Origin of the sequence: Leptospira andrefontaineae (genome assembly GCF_004770105.1) — a bacterium.
Classification (GTDB): Bacteria; Spirochaetota; Leptospiria; order Leptospirales; family Leptospiraceae; genus Leptospira_B; species Leptospira_B andrefontaineae.
In genome coordinates this window covers 75,503-96,720 of the sequence record NZ_RQEY01000015.1, presented here as the reverse complement: position 1 = coordinate 96,720, position 21,218 = coordinate 75,503, and the positions used below count along the sequence as shown (strand labels likewise).

At 40.4% G+C, this 21,218-nt stretch carries 25 protein-coding genes; 14 read left to right on the top strand and 11 right to left on the bottom strand.

All coding sequences use genetic code 11. From position 1 onward, the window contains the following. The first annotated feature begins 50 nt into the window (after positions 1–50). A complete protein-coding gene (locus EHO65_RS09450; RefSeq protein WP_135773856.1) occupies positions 51–458 on the top strand; it encodes a GreA/GreB family elongation factor in 408 nt (135 codons plus the stop codon). On the opposite strand, the gene EHO65_RS09445 is transcribed toward EHO65_RS09450, so the two are convergent. Continuing rightward, positions 451–2,682 carry a SulP family inorganic anion transporter gene (locus EHO65_RS09445; RefSeq protein ID WP_135773855.1) on the bottom strand — a complete coding sequence of 744 codons (2,232 nt, stop codon included), beginning with the start codon at positions 2,680–2,682 and terminating at the stop codon, positions 451–453. The genes EHO65_RS09450 and EHO65_RS09445 overlap by 8 nt on opposite strands. Before the next feature lie 230 nt (positions 2,683–2,912). Here EHO65_RS09445 and msrA point away from each other — a divergent pair, with 230 nt between their 5' ends. Continuing rightward, entirely contained in the window at positions 2,913–3,542 is a 630-nt protein-coding gene (msrA, locus tag EHO65_RS09440) for a peptide-methionine (S)-S-oxide reductase MsrA (protein WP_135773854.1), read from the top strand. A 66-nt stretch (positions 3,543–3,608) separates the two neighbouring features. Here msrA and EHO65_RS09435 read toward each other — a convergent pair whose 3' ends face one another. Continuing rightward, a complete protein-coding gene (locus tag EHO65_RS09435; RefSeq protein ID WP_244243492.1) occupies positions 3,609–4,649 on the bottom strand; it encodes a PAS domain-containing protein in 1,041 nt (346 codons plus the stop codon). Between the two features lie 339 nt (positions 4,650–4,988). Between EHO65_RS09435 and EHO65_RS09430 the strand changes: the two genes are divergently transcribed. The 4 genes from EHO65_RS09430 (at position 4,989) to EHO65_RS09415 (ending at position 8,652) form a co-directional block, all read left to right on the top strand. After that, positions 4,989–5,618 carry a glutathione S-transferase family protein gene (locus EHO65_RS09430; RefSeq protein WP_208744046.1) on the top strand — a complete coding sequence of 210 codons (630 nt, stop codon included), beginning with the start codon at positions 4,989–4,991 and terminating at the stop codon, positions 5,616–5,618. Between the two features lie 84 nt (positions 5,619–5,702). Beyond that, positions 5,703–6,785 (top strand): PA0069 family radical SAM protein, encoded by a 1,083-nt coding sequence (locus tag EHO65_RS09425; RefSeq protein ID WP_135773851.1) that lies wholly within the window; start codon positions 5,703–5,705, stop codon positions 6,783–6,785. Between the two features lie 112 nt (positions 6,786–6,897). Further along, positions 6,898–7,764, top strand: a complete 867-nt coding sequence (locus tag EHO65_RS09420) for an alpha/beta hydrolase (protein ID WP_135773850.1) — start codon at positions 6,898–6,900, stop codon at positions 7,762–7,764. A 108-nt stretch (positions 7,765–7,872) separates the two neighbouring features. Next, on the top strand, positions 7,873–8,652 hold the full coding sequence (locus EHO65_RS09415) for an aminoglycoside 6-adenylyltransferase (RefSeq protein WP_135773849.1): 780 nt from the start codon (positions 7,873–7,875) through the stop codon (positions 8,650–8,652). 82 nt (positions 8,653–8,734) lie between these two features. Here EHO65_RS09415 and EHO65_RS09410 read toward each other — a convergent pair whose 3' ends face one another. From EHO65_RS09410 to EHO65_RS09400, 3 genes are read right to left on the bottom strand one after another with little or no spacing between them, the layout of a single operon-like run. Next, positions 8,735–9,151 (bottom strand): GFA family protein, encoded by a 417-nt coding sequence (locus EHO65_RS09410; RefSeq protein WP_135773848.1) that lies wholly within the window; start codon positions 9,149–9,151, stop codon positions 8,735–8,737. Continuing rightward, on the bottom strand, positions 9,151–9,627 hold the full coding sequence (locus EHO65_RS09405; protein ID WP_135773847.1) for an SRPBCC family protein: 477 nt from the start codon (positions 9,625–9,627) through the stop codon (positions 9,151–9,153). The genes EHO65_RS09410 and EHO65_RS09405 overlap by 1 nt, the downstream gene beginning before the upstream one ends. Continuing rightward, entirely contained in the window at positions 9,620–9,943 is a 324-nt protein-coding gene (locus EHO65_RS09400) for an ArsR/SmtB family transcription factor (RefSeq protein ID WP_135615065.1), read from the bottom strand. Before EHO65_RS09400 ends, EHO65_RS09405 begins: the two co-directional genes overlap by 8 nt. A gap of 147 nt (positions 9,944–10,090) precedes the next feature. Here EHO65_RS09400 and EHO65_RS09395 point away from each other — a divergent pair, with 147 nt between their 5' ends. Both EHO65_RS09395 and EHO65_RS09390 read left to right on the top strand, forming a co-directional pair. Then, the gene (locus EHO65_RS09395) at positions 10,091–10,531 is read left to right on the top strand and encodes a VOC family protein (RefSeq protein ID WP_135773846.1); all 441 of its coding nucleotides are present in this window, start codon (positions 10,091–10,093) and stop codon (positions 10,529–10,531) included. A gap of 49 nt (positions 10,532–10,580) precedes the next feature. Then, complete coding sequence (locus tag EHO65_RS09390; protein ID WP_135773845.1) at positions 10,581–10,937, top strand: DUF2200 domain-containing protein; 357 nt, start codon at positions 10,581–10,583, stop codon at positions 10,935–10,937. 121 nt (positions 10,938–11,058) lie between these two features. On the opposite strand, the gene EHO65_RS09385 is transcribed toward EHO65_RS09390, so the two are convergent. The 4 genes from EHO65_RS09385 to EHO65_RS09370 form a co-directional block, all read right to left on the bottom strand. Then, positions 11,059–11,568 (bottom strand): SRPBCC domain-containing protein, encoded by a 510-nt coding sequence (locus tag EHO65_RS09385; RefSeq protein ID WP_135773844.1) that lies wholly within the window; start codon positions 11,566–11,568, stop codon positions 11,059–11,061. A gap of 2 nt (positions 11,569–11,570) precedes the next feature. Then, positions 11,571–11,909 (bottom strand): ArsR/SmtB family transcription factor, encoded by a 339-nt coding sequence (locus EHO65_RS09380; protein ID WP_135773843.1) that lies wholly within the window; start codon positions 11,907–11,909, stop codon positions 11,571–11,573. A 144-nt stretch (positions 11,910–12,053) separates the two neighbouring features. Further along, a complete protein-coding gene (locus EHO65_RS09375) occupies positions 12,054–12,611 on the bottom strand; it encodes a dihydrofolate reductase family protein (protein ID WP_135773842.1) in 558 nt (185 codons plus the stop codon). A gap of 74 nt (positions 12,612–12,685) precedes the next feature. Next, positions 12,686–13,891, bottom strand: coding sequence for a DUF4785 family immunoglobulin-like domain-containing protein (locus EHO65_RS09370; RefSeq protein WP_135773841.1), 1,206 nt, complete (start codon positions 13,889–13,891; stop codon positions 12,686–12,688). A 419-nt stretch (positions 13,892–14,310) separates the two neighbouring features. Between EHO65_RS09370 and EHO65_RS09365 the strand changes: the two genes are divergently transcribed. Both EHO65_RS09365 and EHO65_RS09360 read left to right on the top strand, forming a co-directional pair. Continuing rightward, positions 14,311–15,129: a hypothetical protein gene (locus EHO65_RS09365; RefSeq protein WP_135773840.1), complete on the top strand. Its 819-nt coding sequence runs from the start codon at positions 14,311–14,313 to the stop codon at positions 15,127–15,129. Between the two features lie 146 nt (positions 15,130–15,275). Further along, positions 15,276–16,169, top strand: a complete 894-nt coding sequence (locus EHO65_RS09360) for a hypothetical protein (protein ID WP_135773839.1) — start codon at positions 15,276–15,278, stop codon at positions 16,167–16,169. Positions 16,170–16,173: 4 nt separating this feature from the next. On the opposite strand, the gene EHO65_RS09355 is transcribed toward EHO65_RS09360, so the two are convergent. Both EHO65_RS09355 and EHO65_RS09350 read right to left on the bottom strand, forming a co-directional pair. After that, a complete protein-coding gene (locus tag EHO65_RS09355; RefSeq protein WP_135773838.1) occupies positions 16,174–16,827 on the bottom strand; it encodes a DedA family protein in 654 nt (217 codons plus the stop codon). A gap of 41 nt (positions 16,828–16,868) precedes the next feature. Beyond that, positions 16,869–17,213 carry a hypothetical protein gene (locus EHO65_RS09350; RefSeq protein ID WP_135773837.1) on the bottom strand — a complete coding sequence of 115 codons (345 nt, stop codon included), beginning with the start codon at positions 17,211–17,213 and terminating at the stop codon, positions 16,869–16,871. Positions 17,214–17,358: 145 nt separating this feature from the next. On the opposite strand from EHO65_RS09350, the gene EHO65_RS09345 reads away from it, so the two are divergent. The 4 genes from EHO65_RS09345 (at position 17,359) to EHO65_RS09330 (ending at position 21,165) form a co-directional block, all read left to right on the top strand. Continuing rightward, positions 17,359–18,261 carry a prohibitin family protein gene (locus EHO65_RS09345; RefSeq protein WP_135773836.1) on the top strand — a complete coding sequence of 301 codons (903 nt, stop codon included), beginning with the start codon at positions 17,359–17,361 and terminating at the stop codon, positions 18,259–18,261. Positions 18,262–18,324: 63 nt separating this feature from the next. Beyond that, positions 18,325–19,608 carry a UvrD-helicase domain-containing protein gene (locus EHO65_RS09340; protein ID WP_135773835.1) on the top strand — a complete coding sequence of 428 codons (1,284 nt, stop codon included), beginning with the start codon at positions 18,325–18,327 and terminating at the stop codon, positions 19,606–19,608. Between the two features lie 113 nt (positions 19,609–19,721). Continuing rightward, positions 19,722–20,804 carry a fatty acid desaturase gene (locus EHO65_RS09335; RefSeq protein WP_135773834.1) on the top strand — a complete coding sequence of 361 codons (1,083 nt, stop codon included), beginning with the start codon at positions 19,722–19,724 and terminating at the stop codon, positions 20,802–20,804. A 64-nt stretch (positions 20,805–20,868) separates the two neighbouring features. Continuing rightward, positions 20,869–21,165, top strand: coding sequence for a YciI family protein (locus EHO65_RS09330; RefSeq protein ID WP_135773833.1), 297 nt, complete (start codon positions 20,869–20,871; stop codon positions 21,163–21,165). The last annotated feature ends 53 nt before the right edge of the window (positions 21,166–21,218 follow it).

Genomic DNA, 21,218 nt, shown 5'->3' with positions numbered 1-21,218 from the left:
TATGCGGATATGTAAGTTTCGGATTTGTTTTATAGAGGAGGTACTGCGTTATGAGTGGTAAAAGATTTCTTTCTAAGAATGATCATCAAAGGATTCTTTCCACCCTTGAGGTTTCAGCCCAAGCCGCAGTAGTCCAGCCAAGTATCTTAGAGATCATACGTAAGACGCTATCTAAGGCTAAAAAGATAGACCAGAACCAAGTTCCCCAAGACCTGATCACTATGAATTCCAAATTTGTGCTCAAAGACCTGGGCAACGCAGAAGCATTCCAATTTACCTTAGTTTATCCGGACGAATATACTGAAAATGCCCCTGCTAATGGCAAACTTTCCTTATTCTCCGCCCATGGTTCTGCAGTATTAGGCGCTAGAGTGGGTGAGGTAGTCCGTTGGGAGATCAACGGAATGGACAAATACCTAAGAGTCCAAGAACTACTGTACCAACCGGCCGCTATTTAGGATAACCGTACAATCCTCCGAGCTCCTTGGAAAGAATGTCCTTATAATCCACCTCGCTGATCTGTCCGTTTCGGATATCGTAAACCCAACCATGTATCTCAGGAAATCCATATTTCTCCAAAGCATTCTGTATCATCCCGGTCTTATATAAGTTCACTACCTGCTCCGCAACGTTCAGATGGATCAGTCTTTCTTCTCTTTTATCTTCAGGAAGAGCATCTAATTCTTCTCTATGTTTTAAATACACATCCTTAATATGAGTGATCCAATTGTCTATGAGGCCTGCGGCCTTTCCTTGCAGAGCGGCCCTGACTCCCCCACAACCGATATGGCCGCAAACAATGATATGTTTTACGTTCAATGCATCTATCGCATATTGAACCACACTAAACAGGGACATATCATCCACAGAAACCACATTTGCAATATTTCTGGTTACGAAAATTTCCCCAGGATTTGTCTTAGTGATCACATTTACGGGAACCCTGGAGTCGCTGCACCCGATGAACAATGTCTGTGGTGCTTGGCCTTCAGCATGGCGAGAGAAAAATTCAGGATCTTCTGCAGTCCTCTCTTCCACCCATTCTTGGTTGTTTCTTAATAATTTTTGATAAGACTCGCTCATTTCTTTTTTCAAGGATTCGATATCATTTTCCATATTCGGTATCCCTCCTAGGATCACCGTAATCCCCTTACGGTGGGCATTATTTCTAAATTCGTGGATTAGTTCTTTAATATCCTGATCCATATGAAGAGTTCTAGTTCCGTCTATCTCCAAGGTGATCCCGGAAGGCTGGCTTTCTAAGATCGCCTTGATCTTTGCCTTATGAAAGAAGCCTAGGTTTTCCCCTAAAACGATCCTTCTAAACTTACCATGACGCTCTTCTCTATAGATCGCAGTCCTATGATCTTCATATAGAACAAAAACCAAGGCTACCAAGATACCGCAGAATGTTCCGATCAGTACATTAGTGAAGAATGTAACGACCACAGTGACCAAGAACGGAAGAAACTGGGAATATCCCTTTTGAAACATCAACTTGAACATCGCAGGTTTTGCGAGTTTAAGGCCTGTAAAAATCAAAATCGCAGCAAGAGATGCTAAAGGAATGGTATTCATAAATTTGGGAAAAAGTAATACACTGATCCCTATCCATGCCCCATGAAAGATGGCAGAAAATTTGGTCTTCGCACCGGAAGAAGCGTTTACTGTTCCTCTTACGACCACACTTGTGATCGGGATCCCACCTGCGAGTCCACAGGCCATGTTTCCTATACCTTGCGCGATCAATTCCTGGGACATTGGAGTTTTACGATTCTCTTCGTCCAGTTTATCCACCACTTCTACAGAGAGTAAGGATTCTAAAGAAGAAGCAAAGGCGATCGTCAATGCCAAGGTCCACACAGAGGCCTGATCCCAATAGGAGAAGTTTGGAAAATCCAAATGAGCAAATAGTTCAGAAGGATTTTTAAAAATAGGAAGAGTAACTAAGTGATCCTGAGATAAAGCGCCTCCAGGTAGAAGATGACCTAAAAGTAAATTCGTTCCCGTTCCTAGGATGATCGCCACTAAAGACGCCGGAACATATTTGAATTTTTTAGCAAAGTATCTATCCCAAACCCAGAAGGATAGAAGGGAAATAATACCAATTACTAAAACATTACTTTGTAAATTCCGAAAGGCATGAACAAGCAGCATGAGAGAGTTGGTCTCTTTCGCTTCATGCGGATCATGATAGGATTCGTTCACATCTTCTTTGGTGATATCGAATTCTTCTACCCCGAATTCCTCTACGTCGTAACCGATCAAGTGAGGTAATTGTTTGATAACTAAAAGTAAACCGATCGCGACGGACATTCCGACTACTGTCGCAGAAGGAAGATAAGCGGATAATGCACCAGTTCTCAAGATCCCAAGCAAAGTTTGGATCATTCCCGCAATTAGAAGTGCGAGAAGAAATGCTTCGAAATTCCCCAGGTCTTTGATACCTGAAAGAACAATCGCAGTCAAACTTGCGGTGGGCCCTGAAACACTTAAGGCGGATTTACTGAAGGTTCCTACTACTATCCCGCCTATAAAACCGGAGATAATCCCGGAAAATAAAGGCGCACCAGACGCATGAGCAATCCCCAAACAAAGAGGAATAGCCACTAAAAAGACTGCGATGCTCGAGGAAAGATCGTAAGGAAGATTGGAAAGAAATTGTTTTGTTTTTAAATTCATTGATACTCGCACGGGTCGGCTATTCTACATAAAGAATAAAAAACCCAGAATTGGAAACGGTTGATAAGTCCGTAACTTTTTCCGACGTCAGTCGAAAGTATCCATAGCTAATGAAATTGATCTAGCTTGTGCTTACCAGGATTTTTTGAAAAAAATCAAAATACGAACAAGTGATCGGTAAGAATAGTTAGATTAAAAATTCATAAAAAAATGAAACCATGAGGAACCTAATGAGAGCGAATTTGTTCAAACTTATAAGATTAGAATCCATACTTATAATATTCATAATATTTGGTTTTTCGAATATACTTTACTCCAAAGAAAACCCAAAAACAGAAACGGCCATTTTTGCAGGTGGATGTTTCTGGTGTATGGAAGGGCCTTTCGAAAAACTACCAGGTGTAATATCCGTAATCTCAGGGTACACAGGTGGAAAAGAAAAAAATCCAACATACGAAGACGTAGGTTATGGGAGAACAGGACATAGAGAATCAGTATTGATCACTTACGATCCTAAAAAAATCGATTATACAAAACTTTTGAATACGTATTGGAGGCAAATAGATCCGACTGATTCAGGAGGACAATTTGCAGACAGAGGCAACCAATACAGAGCTGCTATCTATTATAAGAATGAAGAACAAAGGAAACTAGCCCAAGAGTTTAAGGATAAAATAGGAGCTTCTAAAAAATTCAACTCTCCTATCGCGGTAGAAATATTGCCTGCGTCAGAATTTTATCCCGCGGAAGAATATCATCAGGATTATTATAAAAAGAACCCTGCGCATTATAAACAATACAGAAAGGGTTCCGGTAGAGAAGATTACGTGAAAGAAGTTTGGGGAACTAAATCAGATTGAAAATAAAACCTCAGTGGCTCTGTGCTTCTGTGTGAAAAAACTTTGTGTCTCTTAAATCTCTGCGGCTTATTCCCCGAGTAAACGGAAGAGGTAAATGGTAAGTCTTTGCAGTTTATCTCTTTCAGGACCTGGGATCTCTTTTTCTAGATCGATGGTCTTTCTATAAATCGATTTGAGATGGTTTTTCATAGTCCCAGGATGGATGCCTAAGTCTTCGCTGATCCGACTCTTATCCTTACCGGAAGCGATTCCCGCACAGATCTCTGTTTCTTTTTTGGTAAGTTTAGTTTTATCTCTTAAAATTCCAACCAGAGCTTCCCTATCCATACCTTCATATTTTCTGAAAGTATCGGATGGAGATTTTGCAAAATCCGAGTTGTTCTTTGCGTCTCCAGATTCTGAAAGTTCAGGATTCGCAAGTATAGTACTTAGGAAGCTGGAAACTTCTCCATTACGATCTTTAATAGGAAGAACATTTTGTTTCCAATCTTTTACGAAACCGTTCTTAGTATTCAAGTTAGAGATCGAAACGGAACCTTGCAGAACAGATTCCCAAAACTCATCATAAAAAGTTTTGGAAGCTCCCGCTCCGGATTGGAATGCTTTAGGGGTTTTTCCTATGAGTTCATTCTCTTTTAAGCCGGAAATTTTTTCGAACTGTTTGTTCACTGCAAGGATCACTCCTTCCTTATCGGTTAAGAACATTCCGTTCTGGGACTGTTGGAATGCCTTATATAAAGCTTCCTTCTTTCCCGCTTCTGATTCTTTATCTTCCGTGAACACGAATAGATAAGATTTCTCAGGCATTAGATAAGCATGTTGTTTTGTCTGGAGGAAACTTCCATCTTTCTTCATTAGATGAAGTCCTCTTCCTTCAAACTCTCCAGATTTGCTTACATTAGGTAATATAACTGTTTCGAAATATTTTTGATCCGTCTCTGAAAGAAGATCGGTAATACTCATACTCTTCGCAGATTCAATAGAAGCGATACTAAGCATCTTCCTTCCATTCTCGTTAATATGAAGGATCCTTCCACTCGAATCACAAATTAACAAAATATCGGGCATACTTTCTTGTGTTTGAATAATTTCTTTAACGTTTTCCAAGCTTAGATCCATCCGATTCGTTTTGCTACTAAGAAACCGTTCGATTATTTTCGAAAAGATTTCTTCCTTATTAATAACTTAAGACATGGATTTTTAAAAAAATCCTACAAACCATTCCTAGAATACTAAGAAGAAGCTTCGCTGTTAAATGAAGAGGCCGAACCATCACAGGATTATGTACACTTGATCATGGAAATTCCCGACGCCAATTGTTGCAAAAGAAAGGCAAACTAGTTGAAGGCGTCTGTATCAATCCCTACAAAAACACCTCTCCAAAGTTTCTAACTCGAAAGGATTACTTTCTTGCAGAATCATCCCGCCTTGGGAGATCTTTTAGTTATGAGCGATCTGAAACTTGTAATAGGAAATAAAAACATCTCCTCCTGGTCTTTCCGGCCATGGATCCTTCTCACTCAATTTGGAATTCCTTTCGAAGAGATTTCCTTAAAATTATTCACACCTGAATATGCAGCCATAATCGATAAGTATTCACCTTCTAAAAAAGTCCCTGTTCTAAATGACGGAGACCTCAGAGTTTGGGACAGCCTTAGTATCGCAGAATATCTGGCAGAAAAATATGCGGAGAAAGGACTTTGGCCCAAGGATCAAATCGCGAGAGCCAAGGCAAGATCTGTAACCGCAGAAATGCATTCAGGATTCACAGGCCTAAGATCCAATCTAAGCATGAATTTTCATGGCAGAAAGTCCGATTTCTCCATTCCGGAAGATGCAAAGAAGGACATTGATAGGATCCAATCCCTTTGGGAAGAATGTTTGAGCTCCTACGGTGGACCGTTTTTATTCGGCCAAAACTTCTCCATAGCCGATGCATTCTACGCTCCGGTAGTTTCCAGATTTATAACCTACGGAGTAAAACTTGGGTCGAAAGCAAGCGAGTATGTACAAACAATCTCTAATTTACCTTCTTACAAATCTTGGGGAGAAGGAGCTAAATTAGAAGTTAACTAAACAAGATCACTTTGTAGGACCTACAATAAAATATAAACATATTTTTGCTTGTTTTTTGTTTAGTATATTTTAGAATTCAATCTTATGAATTCTAAAAAAAGAGGCACGGAAGAACTTCCTCCCAGTAGATTTGATAAAACTTCCAGAGAAGTTTGGTTAGAAGATCGATATGATTTAGGAGAGGAGCCCTCTCCTTCTACCCAATTCTTTTGGGAAGATTCCAAATCAGTTCTCACCCGAAATAAATCACCAGATATTCCATTCGATGCAAGTATCAATCCGTATAGAGGGTGCGAGCACGGGTGTATTTATTGTTTCGCAAGACCAAACCATTCTTATGTGGATCTTTCTCCCGGCTTGGACTTTGAAACAAAAATATTTGTGAAGAAGGAACCGGCCAAACTTTTAGCGGAAGAATTAAGAAAGAAGAAGCAGGCACTCGCGCCAATCACGATAGGCACAGCCACAGATCCATACCAGCCGGGAGAAAGAGTCTATAAAAATACAAGATCATTGCTAGAGGTCTTGTTGGAATTCAAACAACCTACAGCAATCATTACTAAGTCTTCTTTAATACAAAGAGATACGGACATTCTTTCCGAAATGGGAAAATTAGGAATTTTGAAAGTGTTTCTTTCTATCACCACTTTGGACAAAGAACTTTGGTCCAAATTAGAGCCCAGGGCGCCGGCTCCGGTAAGAAGAATGGAAACTCTTCGAAAACTTACTGATGTTGGAATTCCAACAGGGGTATTATTTGCACCGGTAATTCCATTTATAAACGATTTCGAAATGGAACATCTATTAGAGCAGGCATCTCTATCGGGTGCAGAAGCTGCCGGAATGGTATTTGTAAGACTTCCATTGGAGGTAGCTCCTTTATTCGAAGATTGGCTTACCAGACATTTTCCTCTCAAAAAAGAAAAAGTCCTAAAAGTTATTTCAGAAGCAAGAGGAGGGAAATTATATAAAGCTAACTGGGGAGAAAGAATGAGAGGGGAAGGAAATTATGCGGAACTTCTCCAAAAAAGATTTTCGATCTGCATCAAAAGATTCGGGCTCACAAAAAGAAGAGAACTGAGAACGGATTTATTCGCGGTCCCTTCCCGCTATCTTCTGAAAAAGAAAAAATCCGAGGAATTCCTACCTGGACTCTTTCCGGAATAAGGATCGTAACATAGGTCACAAGCATTACGTTCGTTCGAAATAGTAGGAAGAAAGAAGCGAATTGGATAGAAATTTCCTTCCCCATTTTTCAGACAGATCGGATATTTACCGAATGAATTGGGAACAAAACTACCATCTGGAAGACGGAACCTTTGTAGGAGCCGGTGACGTATCCATCTATTATAGAGCCTATCGCGCAAAAGACACAAACAATCCTAGAACATTAGTGGTTCATCATGGGATCGGAGAACACGGAAAAAGATACGACAATCTACTCGAAGCACTTTCCGGAAAAGGATATAATGTTTATCTAATAGATGCCCGCGGTCATGGAAAATCTGGAGGAAGCAGAGGAGTAGTCACTCATTTTAACCAATTTTTAGCCGACCTAGATAGACTGATCAGCATTGCAAAACAGAAAGAAGGAGTGAAACAAGTCACTTTGATGGGACACTCCATGGGAGCATTGATCTCTTTGTTTTACGCCGGAGAACCTTCTCACCAAGCAAGTTTAGACAGACTTGTTCTTAGTGGATTACCTATCGCAGTAAAAACAGACTTAGTCATGAATATCAAAAAAGGTGCAGGAAGTTTACTCGCAGGAGCATTCCCCACCCTTACTGTTCCAACTGGATTAGATGTAAATGCTCTATCCAGGGATAAATCAGTCGTGGAAGCTTATAAAAAAGATCCTTTAGTTCACGGTTCAGTCGGAGCTTATCTAGGAGATTTCCTTTTGAATTCCAAAGAAAAAGCATTAGAGAAAGCAGCAAGGATCAATTTCCCAGTTTATCTATTCCATGGAAAAGAAGATTCAATCGCACTTTCTGTCGGAACGGAAGAAGCATTTAAAGTGATCCCTTCTTCCGACAAGTCCATGAAAATTTATGATGGATTGTATCATGAGACTATGAATGAACTTCCTCAGGACAAAGCAAAAGTTTTAGGGGATCTAGTTAACTGGTTACAAACCCATTGATGATAAGGGGAGGACACTCCCCTTTTTTGAGTTAAACATTTTATTACTCGGGTTGGAGTTGGATATGCGCATGTTCGCCAATCCGACTCAAAGTAAAATGAATAGAGTATGAAAAAGATAAACCTCTTTATCAATCAAGTAAATGAATTTGCCTCGAATAATGAAACAATCGAAGGTGTAGCAATAGCAGGCTCATACATTTCAAAAGAACTTGATGAATACTCCGACATCGATTTTGTCATAGTTTTAAAAGATGGGATTCAATATCAGAAAAAAGAAATGGTCGATTTCGCGAAGAATTTCGGACCTTTGCTATCAGCATTTACTGGTGAACATGTTGGAGAAAGAAGACTCTTAATTTGTTTGTATAAGAATCCATTCCTCCATGTTGACTTTAAGTTTATTCAACTTTCCGACTTAAAGAACAGGATCGAAAATCCCATCTTTACAAATCAGAATAATAAGCAGATCCCATCAATCCTCGAATCAACAAAAGCAGAATGGCCAAATCCAGATTTCCAATGGATAGAAGATCGATTTTGGGTTTGGATCCATTATGCCGGAACTAAACTAGGAAGAGGAGAGTATTTCGAGACGATTGATTTTTTATCATTCATTAGAAATACAGTTTTGGGCCCATTACTTCATCTTAAAAATAAATCTCTTCCTCGTGGAGTTCGGAAATTAGAATTCATTATCGCTCCAAACGATCTTGAAAAACTAAAATCTACAGTTCCAAGTTATGATTTTAAATCGATTAAAGACAGCATACTGAGTTCAGTTAAGCTGTACCAAGAATTAAGATTAGCGCTTTATAATCCTGAGATTAAAAACTTATCCGAGGCAGAGAACTATGCTTTGGACTATTTAAAGAATATTAGTAAGTAAGTGGATGGGCGAACATGCACCCGTGCACCATTCCGAGTCATAGGCGAATATGCGCATATCCGCTCGAAACCTTTTTCTAATATTAACCAGTAGGCATCTTCTCAAATGTTTTCAATGCAGGATCGATTGCATCCCAAGCTAATCCGCGAATTTTATAAGTAAGCACATGAGGTGCAAAACGTCCTGGTTCATCTAAACTTCCTGCATGAACTGCAATCAACTCAGGCATCGCCGCAAAACGTAGATAAACCGGTGTTCCGCATGTTGGGCAGAAGGAATGGATCTTCATGTTGCCACTATCACCCGCAACTTCCCAATGAGTTGCCTCACCTGTGATTGTCATCTCAGCTCGCGCAGGAAATGTTAGGTAAGATCCATGTCCAGTGCCACTTCTAAGTTGGCAATCTCGGCACTGACAATGGTTTTGAAAGATGGGAGCATGATTGGTCGTATATCGGATTTTGCCGCAAGCACATCCGCCGGTATAAGGCTGATTCATCAGAGACTTCCACTCGAAGCAGACTTAGGCTTAGCGAAAACATCAATTCCCTTTCCTGTTTCGAGCAAAGACTTCAGACTAGAAAGAACGATCGGCCAACCTTGTTGGATTCCTTTCGCCATTCCACTACCTGCTTCGAGTTCATCATGAGTAACCGTTAGCTTCACCATATCATCATAAGCTTCTACATTAAAGGTCACTCGACTATAACTTTCAGGAACAGCTGCTTGAGCAGGACTCGCCCAAGAGATGACCAACCTTGTTGGTGGAACAACTTCTACTACTTTACCCACGATATTCACTGTTCGATCAGTAACACGCACATGTTCCCAACTTGCCCCTGGTTTCCAGTCAGAAATATTTTCATGACCCCAATATAGGCGAGTAATCTCCGGCTTCATAATTGCTTCGAACACTTTCTCCGGTGTCGAGCGTATGTAAGTCACATAAACAAAACTAGTCTTCTCTTTACTCATTATTCTCTCCTTCAAGCTCCTTCTTCAGGTCATGCAATAGGCTAAGCCTTTGGTGTTCGAATTTTCTCACCCAACGCTCATAGACTTCATGCAAAGGTACGGGGTTGATAAAATGTAATTTCTCCCTTCCTCGCCAAACAGTGCTTATCAGATTGGCAGCCTCAAGAATCCCGATATGTTGAGTGGCAGATTGCCGAGTCATATCCAGGTGCTCGCAAAGTTGACCTAAAGTTTGGCCATTCTTCTCATAAAGAAGATCCAACAGCTTTCTGCGTGTCGGATCTCCCAGCGCCTTGAAAACATTATCAGCGTCCATTCGTTGCTTTGTAAAAAAATAATATGCAGGTAAATACCTGCATGTCAAGTAAAATACCTAAAAAATTACCAACGATTAAATCAATAAATGGATCGACCATCCAAGCAAATATAGAGCCTATACTAGCCGAACGGAGGATCAAAGAGAATGGCAGTGAAACGAATGGACAATGTTGCCATTGTTGTCGAAGATCTTGAGGCTACGATCGCTCTATTCACCGAAATCGGTTTAGAGCTCGAAGGACAAATGAGAGTCGAAGGATCCTGGGCGGACCATGTGGTAGGGCTTGAAGGAATGCAAGTCGATATGGCAATGATGAAAACGCCGGACGGTCATAGTAGATTAGAATTGTCTAAATTTATCAAACCGCAATCCATCAGCCGAGAACCTAAGAATGCTCCCTCAAACACTTTAGGATATCTTCGAGTTATGTTTGCAGTCACGGATATCAAAGACACTATCTCCCGACTCGAAAAACATGGAGTTACACTCGTAGGCAAATTGGAACAGTACGAAGATAGTTATCTTCTATGTTATTTGCGAACTCCAGAAGGATTCATCATTGCACTCGCAGAAGAGCTTAAATAAAGTTTTATAATAAAACAGGTGCAGAGAAATACATAAGGTAATTGATTAAATGGAAAATTCAAAAGTTTTCGCTATGTCTTTCGCAAAAGTTTATCCTCTATATATCCAAAAGGCAGAAAGAAAAGGACGAACAAAAGCAGAAGTAGATAAGATCATTTTTTGGCTGACCGGATACGATTCTAAAAGTTTTCAAAAACAACTTAAGAACGAAGTGAATTTCAAAGAATTTTTCGATCAGGCACCTCACCTCAATGATAATGTTTCATTGATCAAAGGAGTAGTCTGCGGCATTCGTGTAGAAGATATAGAAGATAAACTTATGCAGAAGATTCGTTATCTAGATAAGTTGGTAGATGAATTGGCCAAAGGAAAGGCCATGGAAAAAATATTACGAGGATCTGTTTAGAAAACCGTTTTGTTTATAACGGTAGAAGATCATAATTAATTAAATCTCCAGCTCCAGCTCCGGCTCGGCATGGGCGTATATTCGCCCATGCAACGTGAAGAGCGCCTAAAGTTTGGATTTATCAAACGAGCTCTTCCAATAATTTATCGAGCACGTAACAGATCTCCTTCCAAGCCTCGACTGCACCGATCTCCATCTCGCGTACTTCTGCGGAAGCGAATTTGACCACGTGAGTCATAAGAGTTCGATCGCCTTCCGTTGTAAAAGTGCGAGACTCTACGGTAGCATCCGGATTTGTCGGACCTTCTGGATCAAACGTGGACATATCTGTCGCATAATTTTCGTTATTTGCAAATTTCTCAGGAACGATAACTTCCAGAAATTTTCCATAAACACCCATTTTGGTTCCTTTTTGATCTGCAAATACATACAGATAATTGCCGCCTACCCTAAGATCGTTCTCTATCTTCTCAAGAGTCCAACCTTCCGGGCCTGTCAGCCATCGAATCATAAGCTCGGGTTTAGTGAAACAATCGAATACTAATTGGCGAGGCGCAGCAAAATAACGTGTAGCAACAACCTCTCTTTCACCTCGAAGCTCTACCTTGAATTCTTTTAGATCTGCTTTCATTTCTATTCATCTCCTATTGTTTGCATGGTCTGCAATTCTTCGAGTAGCCCATCAAGCGATTGATAGCGCTTCTCCCACATCTGGCGGTACTTCTCAATCCATTCTGTGGCTTTTTTAAGCGGTGCAGTTTCAAGTCGGCGCGGACGTGCCTGAGCTCGGACCGTGGTTGAGATAAGGCCTGCATCCTCCAAAACTTTGAGATGCCGCGAAATAGCCGGCTGGCTCATATTAAAGGGCTTGGCAAGCTCCATTACCGTCAAATCGCCTTTCGCAAGGCGCACGAGTATCGCGCGGCGTGTCGAATCAGCGAGTGCAGCAAAGGTAGAATCGAGATTTTGCATAGCAATTTCCTTATATAAGTATATAGTTATATAAGGAAATAATGTCAAGCTTTTTCGCAATTTCTCAATAGAGATTTAGCTATAAGTGACTCTTAAGGACTATAAGATCTCTTATTTTGGGATTTAATGGTTTGTTCCCCAGAATCAATCCGGGGCGTATCTAAGGAGGGTGCCCCCAGTACTAAGGGAACGAGCTTCCAGGAGTTTGAGCTTTTGATGAGGGATTCCTTGGTGGAATAGAAGTCTTCCATTACCCAAGAATACAGGTGCAATACATAAGCGAATCTCATCGAACAGCCCTGCTTTTAATAAAGATTCAGAAAGATTGCCGCTACCGAATACAAACATATCTCCATTGCCCTGTTGTTTCAATTTAGGGATTTCAGCAACAGCATCTTTAACAAGGATCGTGTTATTCCAGTTAGCAGTTTTGAGTGTGGATGAACAGGCGATCTTTTGGATCCCATTCATAAATTTGGCGACTTCTCCTTCGTCTCCTTCTTCCCCATTTGTCCAATAATCTGCCATCCCTTTGTATGTTGTAGCGCCAAATACAAGCATATCGGCAGATTTCAATTGAGTGAGGCTTAATTCTTCAAGTTCTTTTCCCCAGACAAGTCCGTGAAAGCTCAAGTCCCAATTCTTTTCACCCTCAAAATATCCATCTAGGGTGACCACATTCCACATAATTAATTTTCTCATGGTATTATCCCTTTTTATAATAGAAGAAACTCGCATAGGCGAACGTTCGCCCATGCACACACAAGAGTAATTTTCTAACGCGCGAGGTCCTGTAACTGTTTCACCTTCTGGTCCTTCTCCGGAGACTCGAAAGCTTTTAAGGAGAAAGTATTCAGATTATATTCTTTAGTAGTATAGTTTTCTTTGTAAGGACCGACCAGCTCTTTGTCAGGCTCTGTGGTTTTTGCAGCAAGGATCCTTCTCATTCCTTCTTCTCCCTGCCCGAACCAATCAGGATCTACTGCAAGATTGACCCTATGACCTCTCAATTGGGTCAAAGCATAAGGGCCTTCATATCCGCTTTCTCGGATCAATTTACCAAAGAACAAAAATTCTACTTCTTGCCTTCCTGCATTCAATTTCCCGTCAAAGCTCGCCCAGGCAATAGGATCTCCATTTCCGGCATTCACTAGGTTTGCCTCTAAATGATAAGTCCCCGCCTTGAATACGTTCACTCCAGTTTTCATACTCAAAGAACCGTCTCTCGGAACGTCCAAAAAGTAACCGCTCCATTCCGCAGGTTGGTAAGGAGAAGAGAAGAAGGAAGTTAGAACTTTGCCCTGCTTCTTCTCCTTTCCGTATTCAATCTCCACTTCCATGAACATGTCTCCCCAGTCCTTGTAAGTAGGTCTCCATTCGAATGTGAAAACATTGTCCTTAGCATGAGCATCCCCATCTATCCCTTTGTCATTCCCATCGGGAGGAAGGGCCACAAATTTGTTTCCGTCGAATTCTTTCCAAAGTTTTACATTACGAATATTTAATGGAACTTTTTCGAAATTGCTCGTATTAAAACATTCCAAGGTGATATGAAGGGGTTCCTTCACACCTATCGCCGCCCATTGTAAAGGTTGCAATTTGCAGGAATATCCGTTTGGTTTTTTATCCTCCGGCTTATCCACCATCGGGATCGGAGAAAGTTGGATAAAATAAGGATTTGTAAGATCTTCGTTATACTTGGTCAAAGGTCTTGAGTTAGGCGGATACTCCGACCATTCTAAATAATCTTTTAAAATTTTTTCGGGAGGAATGGATTCGTCCAAACTTTCTAAAAAGTTAGAATTGTCCGATGCAGAACCCCCACTTGGTGGACTTCCTTTCGCCATCCATTCTGCTTTCGCTTTTTTTTCTTCTTCCGATAAGAACCAACCGTTCTCTTCTGCTTCATCCCTTAATAGATAGAAAACCAAGGCAGCAGCAATCGCAAGGCCAAGGTAGATAAAAATTTTTTTTTGACTCATCTCTAATTTTTCAATGCCCAGTACAGGCTCACCTGTATATGAAATGTGAGGCCTTTCTCAACCTTTATTTTAAGAATCTGGACAAGAGAAATTAGATAATCCTTTTGGACTAGTTTTATTAGAACGAATTCTTTTAAGTCCTATTGTTTGGTTTGCCAATCTTCTTATTTCTCACTTACAAATTCTCATAGTAATTGTTTGGAAATAAATTGTAACTAACACTGCACGCTATTGTAACGTACGTTATACATTAAAATTCTTTAATGTTGTTTTTAATTTTTATGATTTTTAACATTCGACCCGTTATGTTAAAAAAAGTCCAATCACTTGACTCAGAAAGCCACTTACCTCATACTTGTAGACCGGGAAAATCAAAAGCTAAAGTTTTGGTTTTCCCAAAAGATCGGAGAATAGAGAAGATGAAAAATTGGAAAAGTATGGTATTGGGATGTGTTTTCGCATCGTTATTTGTTGGGTCGCTTTCTGCGCAAACCTATACGGTTTTTGTTCACGGAAAGTCTGACAGCAACCATAACGGAGTGGGAACTACTGACGTGAATAACTATTGGGGAAGCGCACCGAACTCTGTGTCCGGAAGCAAAATTTTCGTTGGATATGACGGAACTTCTGACCCAAGAAATTATGGAACGGCAAGAGCTCAGACCAATATCACTACGGGCTTGAATACATATTGCAAGGGAACTAACTCCTGCAAGATCGTATGTCATAGCGCGGGTTGTTATGCGATTGAGTATTGGTTATCTAACCTGGGAGCCACTGCATCTAGCAAAGGTTATAACTTAACTAAAGTTACTGCTTTAGCTTCTGCTTCTGGTGGATCCGAGCTTGCTTCCGCTCTGAATGGTATTTCATTCGGATTTGCTGGCAACGCAATGGATAAATCCCTGATCGTTGGAACTGCTCGTGGAGCTTACAACCACAACAACACTGCAGGTATCACTGTATACCAAGTACCAGGTTATAAAGGTATGGCTGGTGCATCCCTGATTCTTCCGGGCGAGGACGATTACGCAGTCGCTTACCATTCTTCCTGTGCTTATAACAAGTCGGGCGGAGTTAGCGTTTGCCAATCTTCGTTGACTCAGAGCGAAGGTATTTGGCCGTTCAACTCGAACGTAACCTATACTCAGTTCCAAGGTCACACGAGAGCTCCTTCCGTAGGATCTTCCGGATTATACTTGAACCACAGTGAATTGAAAAACGAAGGCTGGAGATAATCCAATCCAAAGTAGCGCGTCGAAAAACCGGCGCGCTATCGTTTTTCCAAAATAAAATTACTTCCCCTCTTCCCATTAATACTGTAAAACTTCTAAACCTGGAACCTAGCGGTTTCTAATAATAGATCCATCTCTGACGGTACTTTATGAAAAGTTTATTTATATTCGTTCCTATACTTCTTTTGCAATGTTCACAGATCCAATGGAGACCCGCAAGCCTCGCCTTGGAAAGAGGTTGGTCGGAGACAGGAAAAAACATTGTCCAGACAGAAGTTATCTATGAAGAGAAGGATGCATGGAATCCTTTGAGCGGAACCACTCACAAGAAAAATTACAGAACTAAATTCAGAATTTATGAAATATCAGGACCTGGAAGTGATTCCGGAGATCCTCCAATTTATTCTTATGAAATAGGATCTTGGACATTGCCTGGATCGGTTTATTTTCATTCCGCAACCAATCGTTTATTTTGGATCCAAGGTTCAAATGACGAATATGGTGGATCTATTCGATCTCCTGCGGTTTGGTCCCCGAAGGGATTTCATTCTTTCGAACCTAAAAATTTCCAAAAAGAAGACCAAACAATCTTTCAATTCGTACCTTCTCCCGATGGAGGAAAGGCAGCAATTATATTAGGAAAATTGAAATCAGATCTTGGAGTAGAATCACCGATACTGATCATAGCGGATGTAAACGGACAATCTTCTTCTTATGATAGATCTTATTTCGAGTTCCCTTTAACAAAATGGGAAGAAGGTCCCGAATACGGGATCCGTTGGTCGGAAACTTCCAATCATCTTTACCTGCGAATTGGCGATTCTGTTTTTAAAACGAATGAAAAGGCTAAAAAATTAGAAGAAGCAAAGGAATTTCCGGTTTGTTTTTATCCCGCGTCTAGTTTCGGACCGGTGGGGATCAGTCCGGGAGGAAAAGGTGGAGATTCTGATATCGCAAGGGATATGGAACCTCCTCCTTTTAAACGTTATAAGGACAAACCCTTGGTCAAAAGTTTAAATCGGACCAAGGATTGTAGCCAATAGCCGATTATTTTCCCGAAGTTTTTGATTTTCTCATTTCTCTAATATACTCTATCACTGCAGGCATTACTGAAATGACGATGATCGCGAGAATTACGATCTTAAAGTTCCTTTGAACAAACTCCAGATTCCCGAACTTATAACCGCCGAATAGGAAAATAGCGATCCAAACAACTCCGCCGACTATATTATACAAAATGAATTTAGTATAAGTCATACTTCCGATCCCAGCCACGAAAGGAGCGAATGTTCTGACGATCGGGATGAATCTTGCAATGATAATGGTCTTTCCACCGTACATCTCGTAGAAACGATGAGCCTTTTCCAGGTGTTTTTTATTTAAGAAGGGGACCTTCTCCTTTGCAAGGATCTGTTCTCCTGCCAAATGACCGATCGCGTAATTGACTGTGTCACCTAAGATCGCAGCAATAATAAGAAGTACAAGCAAGGTACTAAGATCTAAACTTCCTCTGGCTGCGAATGCACCCAAAGCAAAGAGCAAGCTATCTCCCGGAAGTATAGGAGTTACAACAAGACCGGTTTCACAAAAGATGATCAAGAATAGGATTAGATAGATCCAAGTGCCATAAGCAACGATCAATGCATCCAAATGATTTTCAAGATGCAAGAAGAAGTCTAAAAGATATTTGATAGTTTCCAATTTAAGCTCCGAAAGTCAGATTCAAGGGTCCTTCGGGGAAGTCAAATGTTAGAACGTACTTCCGGAAATAGACCTGCTTGGTCCGGGCCTTGTTTATAAATTTTTGTAGGATAATTTAAACGGATTTTACCGGAGGAAACTCCTCTTTTGTCGGGTCTGATCCTGGCATCAAATTCAACCGGATCACCCTGTTTCAGATTTTGTTTTCTGAAACGATAAGAATAATAAAAGTCCTGAGCGTAAATGACCTTTCTACCGGAAACCAGCAGTTTTATGTCTTTGATCAAGATCCTTGCTTTTTCCGGATTAGGATCTATTGATATAGATTCCACAGTCCCTCTGAATCTGGTCCTGATTTTAGGCAAGTTTTGGAGATCTTCTTCCATGCCTTTCATCCGTTAGACCAATTCAAATCAAAAGAATAGTTTCGTACATTCGTTTTTCATTGTCGCCTATTCCTATTTCGGATGATCAGGAAACGTTCCGAATCCGAACGCGGTCCAACTATTGACAGGTCCTACGGAGATTTATATGACCAGGTTTCAATTATTAAGAAAAAGTTTGAGTTTGTTTGCCCTTATTTCCCTGAGCTTGCTCGCGGGAACGGGTTGTTATACGAATATTCGTCCCGGAGAGGCAGGACTCAGATATCATCCTTTAACGAGTGGGCTCCAAAAGGATCTATTGACGAATGCAATTTATTTCTACGCTCCGTGGAACGACGTAGTATTGTACCAAACCCAGTGGACCTCTTATAAAGAAAAAGTGGATGTTCTTACTAGAGATGATTTAACCATCAACGTTGTGGCAGCAGTCATTCTGAGGCCTGTTCCAGGAGAAATCTATAATCTTCAGATAGAGATAGGTCCGGATTATTACGAAAAAGTGGTACGTCCTCAATTCAGGACATCTGTTCGTAACGCGTTATCCGCTTATAGTATGATCAAAATTTCTAAGGAAACTCCTAAGGTCTCGCAGGATATTCGCCAAGCTTTAGGAGAAAAGTTAAGAGGAAAACATGTAGAAATAGATGATGTGATCATAGACGATATAGAATACAGCCGTCCAATCTTGACTGCGATAGAAGGTAAACTTACTAAAGAGCAAGAACAGGAACAAATGAAATTCGAGATCAATATAGCGAAGAAGGACGCAGAAATCACAGTGATCCATGCGGAAGCTAAAGCAAAATCAACAGTAATAGAAGCGGAAGGAACCGCACAAGCAACTGTGATCGAAGCCCAAGCAAGAGCTAAGGCTCAGAAGATGATCGCGGCCCAGTTGACAAAACAATATCTGCAACTAAAAGCTTTCGAAAATCCTAATACAAAACTCCTGTTTGTGCCTACTGGAAAGGATTCCCTTCCTATGATCATAAACACTCCTTCGGACGGTCCTAAAGCTCTAGATCTTCCTCAAGCAGGAGATAAATAAAGAAGAAGGACCTTTTCTTCCAAAAATTGCGCACGTTGAATAAAATTTGGGAAACGGTTCTGCATGAACCTTTCCCAATTCAGCGAAGCACAACAAGAGATCATACAAGATCGTTCCAGATTTTTACAAGTAATCGCCGCAGCCGGTTCCGGAAAGACAAGCACCTTAGTCGGGGTAGTACAAAACGAACTTTCTCAAGGTACAAGCGGAGAAGAAATACTGATCCTCAGTTTTACTCGGAAAGCTGCAGGCGAGATCAAAGAAAGAATTAAAAAGAAAACTAATATAGATTCAGTAAGAGTTCACACATTCCATGCGTTCTGTTTGAGAGCATTGATCACCTGGCATCCTGATTTTAGAAATAGAAGACCTTCTATCCTGACTTCTTCCGAAAAGAATTTATTTTTCAGAGAATGGTTCCGTAAGGAATCGGATATTATCGGAGGAATTCCCTACGAACTTTTGATCGGGGGCTCCACATTACCTTCCGATTTTCCACAGACTTGGAAAAGCCCTTTATTAGAAGATTATAAAAACTTCAAACGAAAAGAAGGAAAACTGGATCTGGATGATTTGGTTACGATGTTTTTAGATTCTTTAGAAAATGGGGAAGCCTGGACTGAAATTCCAAAGAGAAGTTTAAAAAGGATCTTAGTAGATGAATTCCAAGACACGGATCCGGAACAACTTAGATTTTTGAAACTCCTCTCAGAACAATCAAAGATATTGGTTGTTGGAGATGATAGCCAAGGCATATATTCATTTCGAAAATCTGACATAACAATTTTTTTGAATTTTCCTGAAATGTTCCAACCTTGCACCAGAAAATTCCTAAACACGAATTATAGATCTCTCCCAAAGATAGTGGACACTTCTTCCATTCCAATCTCTAAAAATAAGAACAAAATAGAGAAGAAGGTAATTGCATATCGTAAAGGGAAAGCGCTGGTTTCTCGGATTAAAATAGATAAGATCCCCGAATTATTCAATTATTTGGGAGAATTGTATAAACGAAGTGGAGGAGAATTAAAAATATTATGCCGCTCTAATCACAGAATACGGGAATATTTGCGTGTGGGAGTTCCACCTGAACTATTGCTTACAATCCATTCTGCAAAAGGATTAGAATTTCATACTGTGATCGTGGACTTAGCAGATGGCTGGAATCTTAGGAAAGATTCTCCGGAACAAATCAGGGAAGAAGAGCATAGAGTTCTATATGTTGCACTTTCCAGAGCCAAGGATTGTCTCATTATCTTAGGCAAAAGGACAGGTTCGGGTAGAGAAACCGCGGAAGACTTATTTTTCTCTTATTTTAAAAGAGATATCCCGATCTTAAAATCCTGAATCGAAGAATTATTTTAAATCCCGATTTTTTTCTGCAACAAAGTCCGAACCCTACGCTCTCATCTAACAATCCGGAAACAAAACCTCCTATTCAAGGAAACATAGGATAAAAGATGAAAAAGAATACAGAACTGAAAGAAACTCTTGGAAGCGTAAGAGAAATTATCTCTGATAGCAGCTTCGATAATCCCGCTTACTTAGGGATCGCATATTTTATCCGGGACCTATTCTTCTTCTCGGTTACAATGTTTTTACTTTGGAATGTTGAAACTTGGTATTACCTTCCTTTTCTTTGGGTATTTGCCGGTTTAAGCATCGCTTCCCTTTTTATTATCGGCCACGATGCCTGCCATGGAGCTCTATTCAAAAGTGAAAGACTCGCTTATTGGATCGGACAGATCGCAATGCTTCCTTCACTTCACGCTTATAATCAGTGGGGTTACGGACATAATAGAGTCCACCATGGTCATACGATCAAAATAAATGGCGATTTCGTTTGGCATCCTGTGACTCCGGAAAAATATAAAAATTTTGGAATATTCAGAAAGGCATTTCATAGACTTTCCTGGTCCGCATTCGGAGGAGGGATCTATTATTTAGTAGAGATTTGGTTGAAAGGAATGGTTCTTTTCACGGCTCCTATGAAAGAAGCTCTTAGGGATAAATTACTTATGCTTACTTTTGCATTCGGTTCTGCGGGTGCAGTTTTTTATTTCGGAGGAAATACCCCAACCGGATTTGATCTAGGACTCGGAACTTGGTTTTTCCTAAAAGTTTGGCTTCTACCTTTTATTTCTTGGAATTATTTCATCGGAGTTACCGTATATGTGCATCATATTCGTCCGGAAGTTCCTTGGAAAGACTCGGACGACTGGACTCCTTTTTACGGACAAATGAGAGGGACCGTAAATTATCATGTACCTAAACTTCTGAACTTCTTCATGCATAATATTTTCATTCATTCCCCTCATCATGTTCATATGAAAATCCCTTTCTATAAATTGGGCCAAGCTTTGGAAGAGATCAAAGTACACTACGGTGCGTATGTGGTAGAAAGAAAATCGGTTTGGAAAGATTATATTGAGTCCACTTCTAAATGTAAACTCATTGATCCGGATACTAAAAGATGGATGACCTATTCGGAAGCTTTTAACGATGAAGATGAATCGGAGCCTGAATTAGAAGCAGCTACTTAAAAATTTCATTTTTAAACGATTGGGAATTGATTTTTAAGGGAAGCCAGCAAGTCTGATTTCCAGAATGAAATTTTTCCTGATCGAATTAGAATATTTAGTACCCCTCGAAAAATTAGACCAAGCGGTCCCGGCTCATAGAGAGTTCTTACAAACCTTGTATGATGTTGGGACCCTTCTTTTGTCCGGGCCAAAAGAGCCGAGAAACGGCGGAATGATCATCGCAAAATCTATCTCCTTAGAAAAGATCAGTGAGTTAATGAAAGGGGATCCTTTTGCGAAATTAGGTTACGCAAATTATAAATTCACTGAGTTCCATCCGGTAAAACACCAGACATTCCTAAAAAGTTGGTTAGAAGGCTGAAGAAAAAAACCGCCTCCCGACTCCTTTCGGAGCACGGGAAGCGGGGAGCAAAG

Coding starts and splice junctions, on each gene's coding strand:
- EHO65_RS09450 (WP_135773856.1), top strand. CDS start 51: ATGAGTGGTAAAAGATTTCTTTCTAAGAATGATCATCAAAGGATTCTT.
- EHO65_RS09445 (WP_135773855.1), bottom strand. CDS start 2,682: ATGAATTTAAAAACAAAACAATTTCTTTCCAATCTTCCTTACGATCTT.
- msrA (WP_135773854.1), top strand. CDS start 2,913: ATGAGAGCGAATTTGTTCAAACTTATAAGATTAGAATCCATACTTATA.
- EHO65_RS09430 (WP_208744046.1), top strand. CDS start 4,989: ATGAGCGATCTGAAACTTGTAATAGGAAATAAAAACATCTCCTCCTGG.
- EHO65_RS09425 (WP_135773851.1), top strand. CDS start 5,703: ATGAATTCTAAAAAAAGAGGCACGGAAGAACTTCCTCCCAGTAGATTT.
- EHO65_RS09420 (WP_135773850.1), top strand. CDS start 6,898: ATGAATTGGGAACAAAACTACCATCTGGAAGACGGAACCTTTGTAGGA.
- EHO65_RS09415 (WP_135773849.1), top strand. CDS start 7,873: ATGAAAAAGATAAACCTCTTTATCAATCAAGTAAATGAATTTGCCTCG.
- EHO65_RS09410 (WP_135773848.1), bottom strand. CDS start 9,151: ATGAATCAGCCTTATACCGGCGGATGTGCTTGCGGCAAAATCCGATAT.
- EHO65_RS09405 (WP_135773847.1), bottom strand. CDS start 9,627: ATGAGTAAAGAGAAGACTAGTTTTGTTTATGTGACTTACATACGCTCG.
- EHO65_RS09400 (WP_135615065.1), bottom strand. CDS start 9,943: ATGGACGCTGATAATGTTTTCAAGGCGCTGGGAGATCCGACACGCAGA.
- EHO65_RS09395 (WP_135773846.1), top strand. CDS start 10,091: ATGGCAGTGAAACGAATGGACAATGTTGCCATTGTTGTCGAAGATCTT.
- EHO65_RS09390 (WP_135773845.1), top strand. CDS start 10,581: ATGGAAAATTCAAAAGTTTTCGCTATGTCTTTCGCAAAAGTTTATCCT.
- EHO65_RS09385 (WP_135773844.1), bottom strand. CDS start 11,568: ATGAAAGCAGATCTAAAAGAATTCAAGGTAGAGCTTCGAGGTGAAAGA.
- EHO65_RS09380 (WP_135773843.1), bottom strand. CDS start 11,909: ATGCAAAATCTCGATTCTACCTTTGCTGCACTCGCTGATTCGACACGC.
- EHO65_RS09375 (WP_135773842.1), bottom strand. CDS start 12,611: ATGAGAAAATTAATTATGTGGAATGTGGTCACCCTAGATGGATATTTT.
- EHO65_RS09370 (WP_135773841.1), bottom strand. CDS start 13,891: ATGAGTCAAAAAAAAATTTTTATCTACCTTGGCCTTGCGATTGCTGCT.
- EHO65_RS09365 (WP_135773840.1), top strand. CDS start 14,311: ATGAAAAATTGGAAAAGTATGGTATTGGGATGTGTTTTCGCATCGTTA.
- EHO65_RS09360 (WP_135773839.1), top strand. CDS start 15,276: ATGAAAAGTTTATTTATATTCGTTCCTATACTTCTTTTGCAATGTTCA.
- EHO65_RS09350 (WP_135773837.1), bottom strand. CDS start 17,213: ATGGAAGAAGATCTCCAAAACTTGCCTAAAATCAGGACCAGATTCAGA.
- EHO65_RS09345 (WP_135773836.1), top strand. CDS start 17,359: ATGACCAGGTTTCAATTATTAAGAAAAAGTTTGAGTTTGTTTGCCCTT.
- EHO65_RS09340 (WP_135773835.1), top strand. CDS start 18,325: ATGAACCTTTCCCAATTCAGCGAAGCACAACAAGAGATCATACAAGAT.
- EHO65_RS09335 (WP_135773834.1), top strand. CDS start 19,722: ATGAAAAAGAATACAGAACTGAAAGAAACTCTTGGAAGCGTAAGAGAA.
- EHO65_RS09330 (WP_135773833.1), top strand. CDS start 20,869: ATGAAATTTTTCCTGATCGAATTAGAATATTTAGTACCCCTCGAAAAA.